Annotated in this window: 16 protein-coding genes; 3 read left to right on the top strand and 13 right to left on the bottom strand. The window is 68.4% G+C overall.

The features are described 5' to 3' along the window. Positions 1–3 precede the first annotated feature (3 nt). The 5 genes from AB0M14_RS10555 to AB0M14_RS10535 all read right to left on the bottom strand — a co-directional run bounded on the left by AB0M14_RS10555 (position 4) and on the right by AB0M14_RS10535 (position 3,151). Positions 4–1,032, bottom strand: coding sequence for an S-adenosylmethionine:tRNA ribosyltransferase-isomerase (locus AB0M14_RS10555; RefSeq protein ID WP_364991990.1), 1,029 nt, complete (start codon positions 1,030–1,032; stop codon positions 4–6). Beyond that, the gene (locus AB0M14_RS10550) at positions 1,029–1,727 is read right to left on the bottom strand and encodes an SDR family oxidoreductase (protein ID WP_364991987.1); all 699 of its coding nucleotides are present in this window, start codon (positions 1,725–1,727) and stop codon (positions 1,029–1,031) included. Before AB0M14_RS10550 ends, AB0M14_RS10555 begins: the two co-directional genes overlap by 4 nt. A gap of 49 nt (positions 1,728–1,776) precedes the next feature. Beyond that, on the bottom strand, positions 1,777–2,298 hold the full coding sequence (locus AB0M14_RS10545) for a hypothetical protein (RefSeq protein ID WP_364991984.1): 522 nt from the start codon (positions 2,296–2,298) through the stop codon (positions 1,777–1,779). Between the two features lie 66 nt (positions 2,299–2,364). Continuing rightward, complete coding sequence (locus AB0M14_RS10540; RefSeq protein ID WP_364991982.1) at positions 2,365–2,769, bottom strand: DUF2871 domain-containing protein; 405 nt, start codon at positions 2,767–2,769, stop codon at positions 2,365–2,367. Positions 2,770–2,779: 10 nt separating this feature from the next. Then, positions 2,780–3,151, bottom strand: coding sequence for a DUF4267 domain-containing protein (locus AB0M14_RS10535; RefSeq protein WP_364991979.1), 372 nt, complete (start codon positions 3,149–3,151; stop codon positions 2,780–2,782). Between AB0M14_RS10535 and AB0M14_RS10530 the strand changes: the two genes are divergently transcribed. Then, a complete protein-coding gene (locus AB0M14_RS10530; protein WP_364991977.1) occupies positions 3,150–4,148 on the top strand; it encodes a LysR family transcriptional regulator in 999 nt (332 codons plus the stop codon). The genes AB0M14_RS10535 and AB0M14_RS10530 overlap by 2 nt on opposite strands. Positions 4,149–4,161: 13 nt before the next feature. On the opposite strand, the gene ligA is transcribed toward AB0M14_RS10530, so the two are convergent. From ligA to AB0M14_RS10505, 5 genes are all read right to left on the bottom strand, one after another. Continuing rightward, positions 4,162–6,288 (bottom strand): NAD-dependent DNA ligase LigA, encoded by a 2,127-nt coding sequence (gene ligA, locus AB0M14_RS10525; RefSeq protein ID WP_364991975.1) that lies wholly within the window; start codon positions 6,286–6,288, stop codon positions 4,162–4,164. Positions 6,289–6,374: 86 nt separating this feature from the next. Continuing rightward, on the bottom strand, positions 6,375–7,496 hold the full coding sequence (locus AB0M14_RS10520; RefSeq protein WP_364995631.1) for a methionine synthase: 1,122 nt from the start codon (positions 7,494–7,496) through the stop codon (positions 6,375–6,377). Between the two features lie 324 nt (positions 7,497–7,820). Beyond that, positions 7,821–8,939 (bottom strand): tRNA 2-thiouridine(34) synthase MnmA, encoded by a 1,119-nt coding sequence (gene mnmA, locus AB0M14_RS10515; protein ID WP_364991972.1) that lies wholly within the window; start codon positions 8,937–8,939, stop codon positions 7,821–7,823. After that, positions 8,939–10,159 carry a cysteine desulfurase family protein gene (locus AB0M14_RS10510; RefSeq protein ID WP_364991969.1) on the bottom strand — a complete coding sequence of 407 codons (1,221 nt, stop codon included), beginning with the start codon at positions 10,157–10,159 and terminating at the stop codon, positions 8,939–8,941. The genes mnmA and AB0M14_RS10510 overlap by 1 nt, the downstream gene beginning before the upstream one ends. Before the next feature lie 122 nt (positions 10,160–10,281). Then, positions 10,282–10,923: a TetR/AcrR family transcriptional regulator gene (locus AB0M14_RS10505; RefSeq protein ID WP_364991967.1), complete on the bottom strand. Its 642-nt coding sequence runs from the start codon at positions 10,921–10,923 to the stop codon at positions 10,282–10,284. A gap of 140 nt (positions 10,924–11,063) precedes the next feature. On the opposite strand from AB0M14_RS10505, the gene AB0M14_RS10500 reads away from it, so the two are divergent. Further along, positions 11,064–11,702, top strand: coding sequence for an SRPBCC family protein (locus AB0M14_RS10500; RefSeq protein ID WP_364991964.1), 639 nt, complete (start codon positions 11,064–11,066; stop codon positions 11,700–11,702). A 4-nt stretch (positions 11,703–11,706) separates the two neighbouring features. Here the strand turns inward: AB0M14_RS10500 and AB0M14_RS10495 are convergent, their stop codons facing one another. Both AB0M14_RS10495 and AB0M14_RS10490 read right to left on the bottom strand, forming a co-directional pair. Continuing rightward, entirely contained in the window at positions 11,707–11,958 is a 252-nt protein-coding gene (locus AB0M14_RS10495; protein WP_364991960.1) for a hypothetical protein, read from the bottom strand. A 69-nt stretch (positions 11,959–12,027) separates the two neighbouring features. Further along, complete coding sequence (locus AB0M14_RS10490; protein WP_364991957.1) at positions 12,028–12,654, bottom strand: histidine phosphatase family protein; 627 nt, start codon at positions 12,652–12,654, stop codon at positions 12,028–12,030. Between the two features lie 91 nt (positions 12,655–12,745). On the opposite strand from AB0M14_RS10490, the gene AB0M14_RS10485 reads away from it, so the two are divergent. Continuing rightward, complete coding sequence (locus AB0M14_RS10485; RefSeq protein ID WP_364991955.1) at positions 12,746–13,096, top strand: hypothetical protein; 351 nt, start codon at positions 12,746–12,748, stop codon at positions 13,094–13,096. A gap of 12 nt (positions 13,097–13,108) precedes the next feature. Here the strand turns inward: AB0M14_RS10485 and AB0M14_RS10480 are convergent, their stop codons facing one another. Beyond that, positions 13,109–14,722, bottom strand: a complete 1,614-nt coding sequence (locus AB0M14_RS10480; protein ID WP_364991953.1) for an acyl-CoA synthetase — start codon at positions 14,720–14,722, stop codon at positions 13,109–13,111. Between the last annotated feature and the right edge of the window lie 16 nt (positions 14,723–14,738).

Here is a 14,738-nt window from a genome sequence, read left to right as displayed (position 1 = left end):
CGGTCAGCGCAGCAGGAGTGCGCTGTCGCCGAATTCGTGCCAGAGATAGCCGGTGTCCAAGGCCGCCGCGTAGGCGTCGCACACCACCCCCGCGCCCGCTACTGCCACCAGTAGGTCCAGGTGCGAAGCGCCCGGCGCGTGCCAGCCGGTGATCAAGCCGTCGACGACGCGGGCCGGATTACTCGCGCCCAGGACGAGTTCCGTCCAGCCTTGCGCGGGTCGCACGTGACCGGCCGGATCCCTGGCGGATTCCAGCGCGCGCGTCACCGTGGTGCCGACCGCGATCACGCGACCGCCGGCGGCTTTCGTGCCGTTCACGAGACGGGCGGTGGCGGCGGGGACCGCGAAGCGTTCCGGGCTCGGCGGTTCGCCGGTCTCCGGTGAGGACACTCCGGTGTGCAGGGTGACCGGTGCGACGCCGACGCCGGAGGTGAGCAGATCGAGCACCAGCCGATCGGTGAACGGTCTTGCGGCACTGGGCATTTCCGCGCTTCCGGGGATGCGACCGAAGGCGGTCGTGTAGTACGAGGCCGACCAGCGTTGCGGCACATACGAGTAGGTGATCGGGTACCCGTGCGCCCGCATCAGCTGATGCGGGTCGACGGTCGGCTCGGTAATCCACAAACGCCGAGCCGGTGGCAACCAGGGTTCGAGCAGGGTGGCCCGAGCACCGCCGGGCAACCGCAGCGTCGCGCCCGCCGCGAGATCCGCGGCCGGGAACGGAATCCGTTCCGGCGAGCGCACTTCCACCACCCACCGGCCGTCGTCCAGCCAGGTCGAGAAGTGCACGGCGACCGGCCGCCCACCGAGTGACCCGTCCACCGCGGCGGTCATCGTCGCCGAATTGTTCACCACCACAAGGTCACCGGGCCGCAGGTGCTGCGGGAGCTCGTTGAACCGTGCGTGCGTCAACCCGTCCTGCGCCACCAGCAGCCGCACCTCGTCGCGGGCGAGGCCTCGCGCTTCCGGCGGTTGCGTCGCGTTCCGCTCCGGCGGCAGCACAAAGTCTCGTTCGGCCACCGCGATGGTCATCGGACCACCTCGGTGAAATCGGCGCTTGTGTAGCGGGCGCTCTTAGGACGCTGCTCGATCAGACGGAGCAGCGCGGGCACCACGGTCTCCGGCGTCGGACGGTCGGAGATGTCCTCGCCGGGGAACGCGGCTTGATGCATGTCGGTGCGCATGTCACCGGGATCGAAGGCGTAGATCGACAGATCCGGATGCTCGGCGGCCAGGATCGCGGTCAGCTGGTCGAGCGCCGCCTTGGACGAGCCGTAACCGCCCCAGCCCGGATAGGGCTCGACGCCCGCATCGGAGCTGATGTTCACCGCGACGCCACCGGCGGCCCGCAGCAGCGGCAGCGCGAACCGTAGAACTGCCAGCGGCGCAACGACATTGGTGCGATAGACCTGCTCCAGCAGGTCGAGCGGATACTCGGCGAGCGGCGGCAGTGGGCTCGCCCCCAGCGAACTCGCGTTGTTCACCACGAGATCGAGCTGCCCGAGCGCTCCGGTGACTTCGGCCAGACGTTTCCGATGCACCGGATCCGCTACATCACCGGCCACGGTCAGAAACGCCGAACCCAGCTCCGCTCCGGCCGCCGCGAGCCGATCCTCCCGGCGACCGGTGCCGACCACCCGCCATCCACGACGAACGAGTTCCCGGCTGAGCGCCAGCCCCAATCCCGCGGACGCACCGGTGACCAGAGCATTGCGATGATGAACCATGGTGACCTCCTCTGTAAGTCACCCACCATCGTGGTACCTGAACAATAGTTCAGGTCAAGGACCGTTCGTGCTGCGGGCGTGCCGCGCGCCGGACGCGCCCCCAGGGTTTGGCGACACTGAGAACAGTGGCGATGGCGAGGGCGGTCAGCGATACCGCGGGCGGGAAGACTAGGTCCGAGACCACAGCCGGATCGGCGGTGCCGGTCAGCAATTCCCGTCCATAGCGTCCGACCCCGGGCATTCCGGGACGGAGTGCCTCCAGGATCAGCAGGCACAACACCACGTTGAGAACCAGCTTGACCAGCACCCACCAATAGCGGATCAGACCCCACTTGGTGCCTAGCCCCAGCAGCAGACCCGTCGCCAGGCATACCAGCCCGGAGACCAGCATCGGCCACACCACGAACGCCCCGAGCGCCTGGTAGGCAAGGCTTCTGGTCTCCAGATCGGAACCGAAGCGGCCGACCACGACCAGCACGGCGACGAGGACATCGATGCCGATCCAGGCACCCGCGGCGACGATGTGAACGATGAGCGTTGCCTGCCGCGCGCGGCGGTTCAATTTCCACATGCGTCCCAGCCTCGCGCCACCGGGGACGCGGCGAATCCGGCTGGCGGCGACGGCCCGCCTACGCTCCTAGGCGTAGGCTACGCGCTTGCCGAGGTTGATGAAGAACAGGACCAACCCCACCGTCAGGACGATGTGCCCGAGCCCGGCGAACGCCGCTGTGGCAGAAGCGGTTTCGCTGCCGAGCACCTGGTTGATGCCCTGCACGATCAGGATGGTGACGGTCAGCGTCACACCCGCGTTGTACACCCAGAAGGACCACTCGAACAGCCTGCTCACCGTGAGCCGGAACGACTTCTCCAGCACCAGCAGAATCAGATGGAACAGCATGCCGAGAGCGAGCAGGTGTGTGTGCACGATCGACAGCCGGGTCTCGCCGGTGAAGTCGTTCAGCACCGTGAACTCACGGTAGAACAGCCCGCTGATCAGCCCCACGATCATGTAGGTGTGCGCGGCGTAATAGATCTTTCGCATCGCCGCCGCCTCAGACCGCGAACAGCAGTGCCGCGCTGATCAAGACGATCACAGCGGTCGCGAAGTGGATCCCGAAGGCCGCGGCCTTGGTGCCGCCGTGCCGCAGTACGACGACCGTGTCGGCGAGCGGCGTCAACGCCACCGCCAGCATGTACCAGCCGACGGCATGCGCGTCCGCGAACGCGAGCAGCGCCAATCCGATGACGCCGGAGGTGAAATCGCGCACACCCTTGATGGTGAGATAGGCCGCATCCCCGTCGGGCTTCGCGGGCACCCCGTACCCGCTGGCCGCGGCCTGCGGGACGACGAGGAACCGGACCCCGATGAACATGATCAAGACGGCCAGGAATATGGCCAGGCCGTAGGCGATTGGGATCAGCATGGTCAGAACAATTCCTCCAGAACGCGAAACGGTTACCGGAGTAAAGAGTCAGCTACAGCCCGTCTCCGGAACAACGACCAAAACGGCAAGCACCGTTGCGACTGATGCAACGTTGCCGAATGTCGCGATCGATAAGCGCGAATTGGAGGCGCTCCGCATGCTGGCTCAGGAGCTGCACTTCGGGCGCGCGGCCGATCGGCTGCGGATCTCGCCGAGCAAGCTGAGCCGGACCATCCAGTCCCTGGAGCGCCGAGTCGGGGCCACCTTGTTCGCGCGCACCAGCCGACGGGTGACGGTGACCCCCATCGGCCAGCGGCTGCTGGACGAGATGGGCCCGGTGTGCATGGAGATGCAGCGCGTCCTCCAGCGGGCGATCGAGGCGGGACGCAAGGTCGAAGGCGAGCTGACCATCGGCTTCGAGGCCGCGCCGGCCGGCCGATTCATTCTGGCTGTGGCCGAACGTTTCCGAGCCCTGAATCCCCGGGTGGACGTGCACATCCGCCAGTTGTCCGCCCGGGACGGCGCGGACTGGCGCAGCGAACATTTCGACCTGGTGCTGCTCAGCCACCCCATCACCGATCCGGCATTCCGCACCGGACCGGTGCTGATCACCGAGGCACGCATGCTCGCGGTGCCGGCTCGCCATCCGCTCGCCGCGCGATCCGCGGCGACCCACGAGGATCTGGCGACCATTGATCTGTTCCGGCCGCCCGGGACCCAGGTCGAGCACCGCGTCCCGGAGCACACGCCCACCGGCCGGCCGATCACCTACGCGCCGGAAGCGCACAGCCACGAAGAGATTCTGACCAGGGTGGGCGCGGGCCAGGGCGCACTGGTGGTCGGCGAACACGCGACGCGTTACTTCCCGCGCCCGGACGTCGTCTATCTGCCCCTCAACGACGCCCCGCCGCTCGAGCACCGTCTCGCCTGGCGGCCCGGCCACGAAACCGCCCTGATCCGCGCCTTCGCCACCGCCGCGGCACACTCGAAATCCTGACCGAACCCCGCCGTCAACCGGCGTCCGCCGCCGGCGGGGTCACCGCCTCGGGGCCCTGCTCGAGCAGTGTCCGGAAGCCGCCTTCGTCCAGGATCGGCACGCCCAGCTCTTCGGCCTTGGCCGCCTTGGTGCCGGGGGAATCGCCGATGACCACGAACGCTGTCTTCTTGGACACCGAGGCGGCGGCCTTGCCGCCCCGGAGCAGGATCGCCTCCTTCGCGCCGTCGCGCGTAAACCCTTGCAGCGAGCCGGTAACCACGATGGACAGGCCCTCGAGGTTCCGCTCGATCGATTCGTCGCGTTCGTCTTCCATGCGGACGCCGGCGGCTTCCCATTTGTCGACGATGGCGCGATGCCAGGCGACGGTGAACCATTCGGCCGCCGCGTTCGCGATGGTCGGGCCGACGCCGTCGGCGGCGCCGAGCTCCTCGGCGGTCGACTCCATGATCCGTTCCATGCTGCCGAATTCGGCGGCGAGCGCGCGGGCCGCGGTGGGGCCGACATGGCGGATGGACAAGGCGACGAGCACCCGCCACAGCGGGCGATCCTTGGCCGACTCCAAATTCTCCAGCAGCCGTTTGCCGTTGGCGGACAGCTCGCCGCTCTTGTTGGCGAACAGCGTGGTGGTCAGCAGGTCGGCCTCGTCGAGATCGAACAGGTCGCCCTCGTCGGAGATGGCGCCGGATTTGAGCAGGTCGACCGCGGCTTCGTAGCCGAGGGCTTCGATGTCGAAGGCGCCGCGGCCGGCGACGTGGAAAACCCGCTCGCGCAACTGCGCCGGGCAGTACTGCTGGTTGGGGCAGCGGATATCGACGTCGCCCTCTTTGGCGGCCGCGAGCTCGGTGCCGCATTCGGGACAGTGCGTCGGCATGACGAATTCGCGTTCCGCGCCGGTGCGCGCGTCGACGACCGGGCCGAGCACCTCGGGGATCACGTCGCCCGCCTTGCGGATGGTGACCGTGTCGCCGATCAGCACGCCCTTGCGCTTGACCTCGGACGCGTTGTGCAGCGTCGCCATCGCGACGGTGGAGCCCGCGATCGACACCGGCTCCATCACCGCGAACGGCGTAACCCGGCCGGTGCGGCCGACATTCACCTGGATGTCGCGCAGCTTGGTGGTCGCTTCCTCCGGCGGATACTTGTAGGCGATGGCCCAGCGCGGCGCCCGCGAGGTGGACCCGAGGCGGCGCTGCAACGCCGTCTCGTCGATCTTGATGACCTGGCCGTCGATCTCGTGCTCGATATCGTGGCGGTGCTCACCCCAGTAGGCGACCCGCTCGATCACCGCGTCGATGCCCTGCACCAGCCGGGTGTGCTCGGATACCGGCAGACCCCATGCGGCTAGCGCCCGATAGGCCTCGTGCTGTGAGGTCGGCGCGTACCCTTCGATCCGGCCGAACCCGTGGCAGATCATCCGCAGCCGCCGCCGCGCCGTCACCGACGGATCCTTCTGCCGCAGCGAACCGGCCGCGGTGTTGCGCGGATTGGCGTACGGCGGTTTGCCGTCCGCGACGATGGCCGCGTTGAGCGTCTCGAAATCCTCGAGCCGCATGTAGGCCTCGCCGCGCACCTCGAGCAGGGCCGGGATCGGGAACTCGGCGCTCGGCGTCAGTTCACCGGGGATGTCCTCGATGGTGCGGGCGTTCAACGTGACGTCCTCGCCGGTGCGGCCGTCGCCGCGAGTGGCGCCGCGCACCAGCTTGCCGTTCTCGTACACCAGGTTCAGCGCGACGCCGTCGATCTTCACCTCGCACAGATAGTGCAGGCCGGACCCGGCTTCGGCTTCCACCTTGCTGGCCCAGGCGCGCAGCTCGTCGAAGTCGAAGACGTTGTCCAGCGACAGCATTCGCTCCAAATGATCGACCGCGGTGAAGTCGGTCGCGAAGCCGCCGCCGACCAGCTGGGTCGGCGAATCGGGCGTCCGCAGATCCGGATGCGACTCCTCCAGCGCCTGCAACTTCCGTAGCAGAGTGTCGAACTCGCCATCGGTGATGATCGGCGCATCCCGGACGTAGTACCGGAACTGATGCTCGCGCACCTCATCGGCCACCTGCTGCCACTGCACGCGCAGTTCCGCCGACGCCGGCGCGGGCGCGCTGTCGCCGCCGGGGTTCTGGAGGGATTCGACACTGTCACTCACACAAGGAACACTAGCCGACCCCACCGACACATTCGGGCACGTCAGACGGCCTTGTCGCGCTCCGGACGGCACCCGCCCGCACAGGCTCAGACGTCGTCGCGGCGGCGGGAATTCCGGGAGTCTTCGGCGAGCTCGTCGAGCGCCTCGGCGCGTTCGCGTTGCCGTTGGTCGCGGTCGTCGAAGCTCAGCGAGTCCGGGTCGTCGGCGAAAGCGCGGGCGGTGTCGGTTGCCAGTTGTAGCGCGCGGCGGGACCAGCTCAATGAGGCTGTGCCGAGGCCACAGGCCGGGGCGACGAGCACCTGGGTGGACAGGGTTCGGCGCGGAAATCCGAGGCGGTCGGTCAGCCGGACCGCGGGTTCGGCGATGTCGCGCCACGTCGGTGGTGTGGCCGGGGCGGTGGTGGGCACCAGGCCGAGTACCAATTGCTTTCCGGCGTCGAGGGTTTCGCCGATCTGGTCCAGGTCGCGGGTCGCGATGGTGGTGATGTCGAAGCCGATGGCGGCGGCCGCGCTGCCCCGCAGGAAACCGATCGCCGGAGCATCGGCGCAGGTGTGCACCAGGACCGGCGCGGACTGCGTCGCGATGACAGCGTCGAGGATGGCCAGCGCTTCCGGTTCGGGTACCGCGCGCACGGTGTTGAGCACGCTCACCCCGCGCAACGAACCGTTCAGCACGTCGGTCAGCGACGGTTCATCAAGCTGCACAACGACTTCCGCGCCGAGACGCTTGCGCACCTCGGCCACGTGCTCGCGCAGGCCTTCGGCGAGAGATTCCGAAAGATCGCGCACCGCACCGGAATCGGTGAGGATGCGATGCCCGCCCGGCAGCTCGACCTGAGCGGCCAGCGTCAGCGGACCGGCGGCCTGCACCTTGACGACGCGACCGGTTCCCGCTGAACCCGTTGTCTCCCAGACCTCTTCGAGTGCGTCCAGGTCTGCCCGGAGCAGATCGCGAGCCCGCCGGGAAGCCGCACCCGGACGCGGCGCGAGCCGATAACCGCGGGTGGTGGTGTCGAACCGCATATCGACCAGCAGCGCCGAAACCCGTCCGAGCATATCCGCGCCGACCCCGCGACCAGGCAACTCGACCAGATGAGCAAGCGCGGGAAGCTCACCGACAACGGTGGCGGCCGCCTCCCGCGGATCGGTCCCCGGCCAGGACCCGACAGCAGTCGCGATCCCGCCCGGCAACAACTCCGCCGTTCCCATCGCGTCCGCTCCAGTTTCGCTCACCACGCCCTGCCCAAGTTCGTCCACTACGCCCACCCAGTTTCGTTCACCACGCCCAACCCAGGCTTCGCCGCTCCACCAACCCAGGTCGTCATTACGCCACCCAGGTTCGTTCAGTGCGGCCGGGTTCGTTCATTGCCGCGTGCCAGGTTCGGTTCAGTGCGCCCTGCCCAGGTTCGTTCAGTGCGCCGAGTGGCGCGGCGGAGCGGCCGCTCGGCGCGTGCCAACTCGCGTGCCACTCATTGCCGTGCCGAACCGGAGCACCGGAGTCACGGCGGGCCGTGGTGGCCTGGTTCGCCGAGATCACTGTGCGGCGGCGCGGGTTTCGCTTCCAGCGGTGCTGTTGTCGCGCTCGGTGCCGCTGATGGTGCCGCTGCCGATCACCTCGTCGCCCGCGGTGTCCGGGCGGTAGAGCACGACCGCCTGACCCTTCGCGACTCCGGTGAGCGGTTCGCGCAGGCGCACGATCAGGCCGTCACCGACCGCTTCGGCGACCGCGGGGGCGGTGCCGCCGTGTGCGCGCACCTGTGCGACGCAGTCGATCGGGCCCGTGGGCGCGACGCCGGAGGTCCAGATGGCGCGGTCGGCCAGCACCGTCCACACCTGGAGGTCCTCGGCCGAACCCACATGGACCGTGCCGGATTCGGGATCGATGCCGGTCACGTAGCGCGGCTTGCCGTCCGCGCCCGGTCCGGGCAGCCCGAGACCCTTGCGCTGGCCGATCGTGAAACCGTGCACGCCTTCGTGTTCGGCGAGCTTGGTGCCGTCGGCATCGACGACCGCACCGGGCCGGATGCCGATCTTGGCGCCGAGGAACGCGCGGGTGTCGCCGGAGGGGATGAAGCAGATGTCATGGGAGTCCGGCTTGTTCGCGACCGAGAGGCCGCGCTCGGCGGCTTCCTCGCGAATCCGGGGCTTGGGGGTGTCGCCCACCGGGAACATGGCGCGCGCGAGCTGGTCGGCGGTGAGGACCGCGAGCACGTAGGACTGATCCTTGTCGGCGTCGACCGCGCGGCGCAGCACGCCGTCGTCCAGTCGCGCGTAGTGACCGGTGACCACCGCGTCGAAGCCGAGCGCCACCGCGCGATCCGCCAGCGCCGAGAACTTGATCTTCTCGTTGCAGCGCAGGCACGGGTTCGGGGTCTCCCCCGCCGCGTAGGCCGCGACGAAGTCGTCGATCACGTCTTCCTTGAAGCGGTCCGCGAAATCCCAGACATAGAACGGGATTCCGAGCACGTCGGCGGCGCGGCGGGCATCGCCGGCGTCCTCCTTCGAGCAGCAACCGCGCGATCCGGTGCGCAGCGTGCCGGGGTTCGCCGACAGTGCCAGGTGCACCCCGACCACCTCATGTCCGGCGTCGACGGCGCGTGCCGCCGCCACGGCCGAATCCACACCACCGCTCATCGCCGCGAGTACCCGCATCACACACCACCTTTCGCACCGGCAAGTCCAGCCGCTCTGGCTCGCTCCACTACCTGGGGCAGGACCTGCACCAGGGCATTCACATCGGCACGGGTCGAGGTGTGCCCGAGCGAGAAGCGCAGCGATCCGCGCGCCTCCCACGGCTCCACGCCCATGGCGATCAAGACATGACTGGGCTCGGCGACGCCCGCGTTGCACGCCGAACCGGTCGAGCATTCGATCCCGGCCGCGTCCAGCAGCATCAGCAGCGAATCCCCTTCGCAGCCGGGGAATCTGAAGTGCGCGTTGCCGGGCAGCCGGTGCCCGTCGCGCGGGCCGTTGAGCACCGCCTCCGGCACCGCGTCCGACACCCGGTCGATCAGCTCGTCCCGCAGCGCGGCCAATTCCATTGCCCGCGTGGGCAACTCAGCGACCGCCTGATGCAGCGCGGTGGCGAAGCCGACCGCCGCCGCGGTGTCGGAGGTGCCCGAACGCAGGTCCCGCTCGTGTCCGCCGCCGTGCAGCAGCGGCACACACGGCACCTGCCGGCCCAGCAGCAGTATTCCGACCCCGTGCGGTCCGCCGATCTTGTGCCCGGCGAAACTCGCCGCCGACAACCCGCTCGCGGCGAAATCGATGGGCAGCTGCGCGGCCGCCTGCACCGCGTCGCTGTGCATGGGCACACCGAATTCCTGTGCCACCGAAGTCAATTCCCGGATCGGCTGAATGGTTCCGACCTCGTTGTTGGCCCACATGACGGTGACCAGCGCGACCTCGTCGGCGTGCTCGGCGAGCGCGGCCCGCAGCACCCGCGGCGCGACCACGCCGTCCGCGTCCACCGGCAGCCAGGTCACGTGCGCGCCCTCGTGCTGTTCCAGCCACTCGATCGCGTCGATCACCGCGTGATGCTCGACGGCGGAGCTGACGATTCTGGTGCGCCGCGGTTCGGAGTCACGCCGCGCCCAATAGATGCCTTTGATCGCCAGGTTGTCGCTCTCGGTGCCACCTGAGGTGAAGATGACCTCCGAGGGCCGGGCCCCCAGATCGGCGGCGATCGATTCCCGCGCCTCTTCCAGCATCCGCCGGGCCGCGCGCCCGGACCCGTGCAGGGAGGACGCGTTACCGGGCCGAGCCAGGGCAGCGGTCATCGCCTCGATAGCGGCAGGCAGCATCGGAGTGGTGGCCGCGTGATCGAGGTAGACCGTCTTGGGCGCAGCACCGCCCGATAGAGCCGACTTCATGACCGTAAAAGTCTAGCCGCCGGGAAAGGCTGCTTATTCCCGCCCAACCGCAGAGCGCGGAACGGGGAGCGACGCGCCAAGGGTTCGTTGTTGGAAGTTCGGCGTGTCCGGGGTGCTCGCGGTCAGCGGGACAGCAGCGAGTCCACTTCGTCGGCGAAGAGCTGGGCGGGGTCGAAGCCCATGCCGGCGAAGTGACCGGCGAGTTCGAGGGAGAGTACGCCGTGGACGCGAGTCCAGAAGGTCAGCGCGCCGTGCAGGGTCGCCGCGGGGATCTCGGCCGGGGCCCAGTGCCGATGCTTGTCGAGGTGGGTGTCGAACGGGGTGGACGGCCGGTCGGCGGGTAGTGCGGCGAAGGCTTCGATGAGGACCGTCATGACCTCGTTGGAGATCGCGGTCGTGTCCTCGGGGGCGTGGTAGCCGGGGACCGGGGTGCCGTAGATGAGGAAGTACCGCTGCGGGTCGTGCAGTGCCCAGTCGCGCACGGTGCGGGCCAGGGCGGGTACGTCGGCACCGCCGTCGAACGCCGAGCGGACGGTGTCGGCGAGGCTGCGGTAGGCGTCGCGGATGAGCTCGGTGATCAGTTCGTCGCGGTTGGCGAAGTACCAGTACAGGGCCGGTCCGCTCATCCCCACGCGTTTGGCGATCGCGTTGAGCGACAAGGCCGGGACGCCGGCCGTGGCGATCTGCTCCCAGGCGTGCTGCTTGATCTCCGCGCGCACCTGCGCCCGGTAGCGCTCGCGCGAACCGGTTCCACCTGCTGCCATCGGCCCCGCCTCCTCGTTCGGTTATTTAGAGGCTATCACCAAGTCGAGCACTACTCAGAATTTTGATTGACACTCGAGACATGACGCTTATAGGGTCTAAGTAAATCGATACCCACTAAGTCACAGCCCGAGGAGTAGCCATGTCCCACTCGAAGAACCGTCGCGTCGCCCAGCTCTTGATCCCCGTCGCCGCCGTCGCGCTGACTGCGGCGTGCGGCACCGACACCGCCGACAGCAAGCCGACGACGAGCCCCGTCGCCGCGCCGCCCGCGGCGGTGACCTGCGGCGGGGCCGGAATCGATGACGCGGCCAAGATCCGGTACCGGACGGAGACCGTGATCAATGCCCCGCTGAGCACCATCTGGGAGTTGCAGACCGATGTGGAGCGCTGGCCCACCTGGCAGAAGGCGGTCGCGAGCCTCGAGCGGCTGGATCAGGGCACGCTGCGGGACGGGTCACAGTTCGAATGGAAGACCCCGGTGCCCGCCTCCCCGACGACCCCGGCCACCACCCTGGTCATCACGTCCTCGATGCATCAGGTGGAGACCGGTAAGTGCCTGCGCTGGAGCGGTCCCGCGGTCGGCGAGGGGCTGCGCATCGACAACGGCATCCATGTCTGGACTTTCACCGAGGTGGGCGGCGGCGTGCTGGTGCGCACCGAGGAGAACTGGTCCGGGGCGCAGGTCGAGGCCGACGTCCCCACCTCCACCACCTTCCTCGGCGCCGGCCTGGAGGCTTGGCTGAAGGACCTGAAGGCCGCCGCCGAAGCCCGCTCCTGAATCCTCAGCGCGCCAGCCAGCCGGCGCAGCGCCGGGTCAGGAACGGCATGATCCCCCACACCATCGCGGCGACCGCGATCGGCAGAATGCACGCCAGGCGAAGCGGCGCCGGCAGCGGCTCGACCAGCGGCGCGGTGACCGTCACCAGCACGGTCAGCAGCGGGTAGAGACCGGCCAGGGTCAGCAGCCAGAACTTCCACTTCGCCGGGTGTGCGGCCACGGTCGCGGTCTCCGCCGATTCGTGTGTAGTCGTCATAGTCGTTCCCTCTCTGCGATATCCGCTGTCATGAAGGTGACGACGTAGGCCGGGCGACTGTGACAGCGGTCAGCGGAGGTGATCGGTCTCGCCGAGACGGACGAGCTGGCGGTTGTGGAAGTAATCGTCCTCGTGCAGTTCGGTGATGCTGCCCGGTCCGGCCCGGAATCGGGCGTACCCGAGGGCGTCCAGCGGCAATGCCAGCCACGCGGCGACCACGAAAGTGATTGCGCCGCCGTGGGTCACGATGATCTGATGCGGGCAGTCGCTTCGCAGGATCGGGTCCATCGCCGCGTAAACCCGCTGCCCGAACTCGGCCATGGACTCCGCGCCCGCGATGCCCTCGTCGTGCCGCAGGCGCTCGCCCACTGCGGGTGGGGTCACGAAGCGCCGCGTCAGCCAATCCTGGGGCTTGCCTTCGGCTTCCCCGTAGGACTTCTCGCGCAGCCGCCGGTCGAGGATCGGAATCACTTGCAGCCGTTCGCCGATGACGGCGGCCGCCTCCTGGGCGCGGCGCAGATCCGACGAGAACAGTTCGAGCCCGGCGCCTTCGGGGATCCTGGCCCGCAGCGCCTCGGCGATCGCCACCGCGGCCGCCGAGCCCGCCGTGGTGAGCGGCGAGTCGTACCAACCGCCGACGAGCCCGTCCACATGATGTGCCGACTCCGGATGGGCGATGACGTGAAGGGTTCGCATCGCACCACGATATTTGCCCTGCGGGGCGGGCCGTGCCAGCCTGGATTCAGAGGCGAGCCCGGCTGGTCCGGGCAGTCGAGGAGGAACCACCGTGCGGCACCAGGCTGAACTCGCGGGGCGACTGCGAGTCACCGTCGAATTCACCGGCGACGCCGGTCGCTCGCCGACCGTCAGCTGGTCGCCCGACGACGCCGTCGCCGCCCGCAGCCGATTCGAGTACGCGCGAATCTTCGTTCTCGCGCTGGGCGCCTCCCAGCGGACCTACCTCGACATCGTCGACGGAAAGTCCACGGCGACAGTGCGATTGCCCGAGACGCGGACGGCGGGACAGTACGTCATCGAGGTCGACGCCTATGGCAGTGCGAGCTGGGGTGACGGACGTTTGGAGGCACGCGGGCGCAGTGCCTCCTTCCCGATCGGCGGTACCGAGTCGGCCCGCTGAACCCGGCATCGGTCAGCGCGGTCCGATGGCCAGCTCGGCATGGTCGGTGACGTACTTCTTGGCTGCCGGATAGTTGGCTTTGCCGCTGGGCTGGCGCATCATTTCCGCGACGACCCAATAGGCGCGCGGCGCCTTGTATCCGGCGACCCTGGCGCGGATGTGCGCGTCGAGCTGCGCGAGGTCCGGTCGGGCGCCGGGCCGGGGCTGGAGCAGGGCGGCCACCGTCTGGCCGTAGCGTTCATCCTCGAGGCCGATCACCAAGGCGTCGAACACATCTGGATGAGACTTCAGGGCGCTCTCGACCTCCTCCGGGAACACCTTCTCACCGCCGGTGTTGATGCACTCCGAGCCCCGGCCCAACAGGGTGACCAGGCCGTCCGGCTCGTATCGGGCGTAATCGCCGGGCACGACATACCGTCGCCCGTCGATCTCGACGAAGATTGTCTTCGTCTTCTCCGGATCCTTGTAGTAGCCGAGCGGAATATGCCCGGTGCGCGCCATTCGGCCGATCGCGCCGGGCGCCGGTTCGACCACGTTGTCGTCGTCATCGATCAGCGCTGTCTGGGCATTGAACTTCACGCGCGGGCCCTGCGTGTGGTCGGCGTCCTTGGTGACCACCCCCAGCCCGGTGCCGCCGCTCTCGGACGAACCGACGACATCGGTGAGGAACAGGTTCGGAAACAGCTCGAGGTACTGCTGTTTCAGCGAATGCGAGAACAGCGCGGCGTGGCTGGTGAACGCCCACAGCGCAGACGCGTCGTAGTCCCCGGACCGATAGGCGTCGAGCAGCGGCTTGGCCATCGCGTCGCCCACCACGGTGAGCACATTGACGCGGTGCTTCGCCACGGTCCGCCATACCTCGTCGGCGTCGAACTGGGGCACGAGGACGATCGTGCCGCCGGAATTGAGGCCGATGAAGGCAGCCCACTGCGCCGCACCATGGATGAGCGGCGACAGCGGTGCGATCACCAGGCCGGCCGGAGACTGCTTCGCCTGCTCGGCCAGCGTCCATTCATCCTCGACGTATGCACCAGTCACATGGTTGATCCCGCCGCCGAGTGCGCGCCATACGTCTTCGTGCCGCCAGATCACGCCTTTGGGGAATCCGGTCGTCCCGCCGGTATAGAGGACGTACAGGTCGTCGGCGGAGCGCGCCTCGAAATCGCGCAGCGGCGATTGCGTGGCCAGGGCGGTTTCGTACCGCACACCGTCACTGCTCAGATCCGAACCATCCTCGACCACAACAACATCGGTGAGCTTCGGTACCGTCGGCAGCACCTCCGCGACGATGCCGGAGTATCGGCGTTCATGGACCAGCGCCACCAGATCGGCGTTGTCGAGGACGTACCGGACCTCGTCCGCGGTGTAGCGATAGTTCACGCTCACCGAGACAGCCCGCAACTTGTAGCTCGCGATCATCGCTTCGAGCATTTCGATCGAGTTCCGAGAGTAGATGCCGATGTGATCGCCCCGGCCGATGCCGCGTCCGGCGAAATAGTGCGCCAGCCGAGTAGCGCGTTCGTCCAGTTCACGATAGGTGACCTGACGGTCGCCGCAGATGACGGCGATGCGGTCGGGCACCGCGTCCACAGCATGTTCGAAAAGGTCAGCGACGTTGAAAGCCATGCGGCACAACGTAAAT

Origin of the sequence: Nocardia sp. NPDC051832 (genome assembly GCF_040681285.1) — a bacterium.
Lineage (GTDB): Bacteria > Actinomycetota > Actinomycetes > Mycobacteriales > Mycobacteriaceae > Nocardia.
Note: the sequence above shows the minus strand (reverse complement) of the source record. Positions and strands in the feature narration are given on the sequence as shown.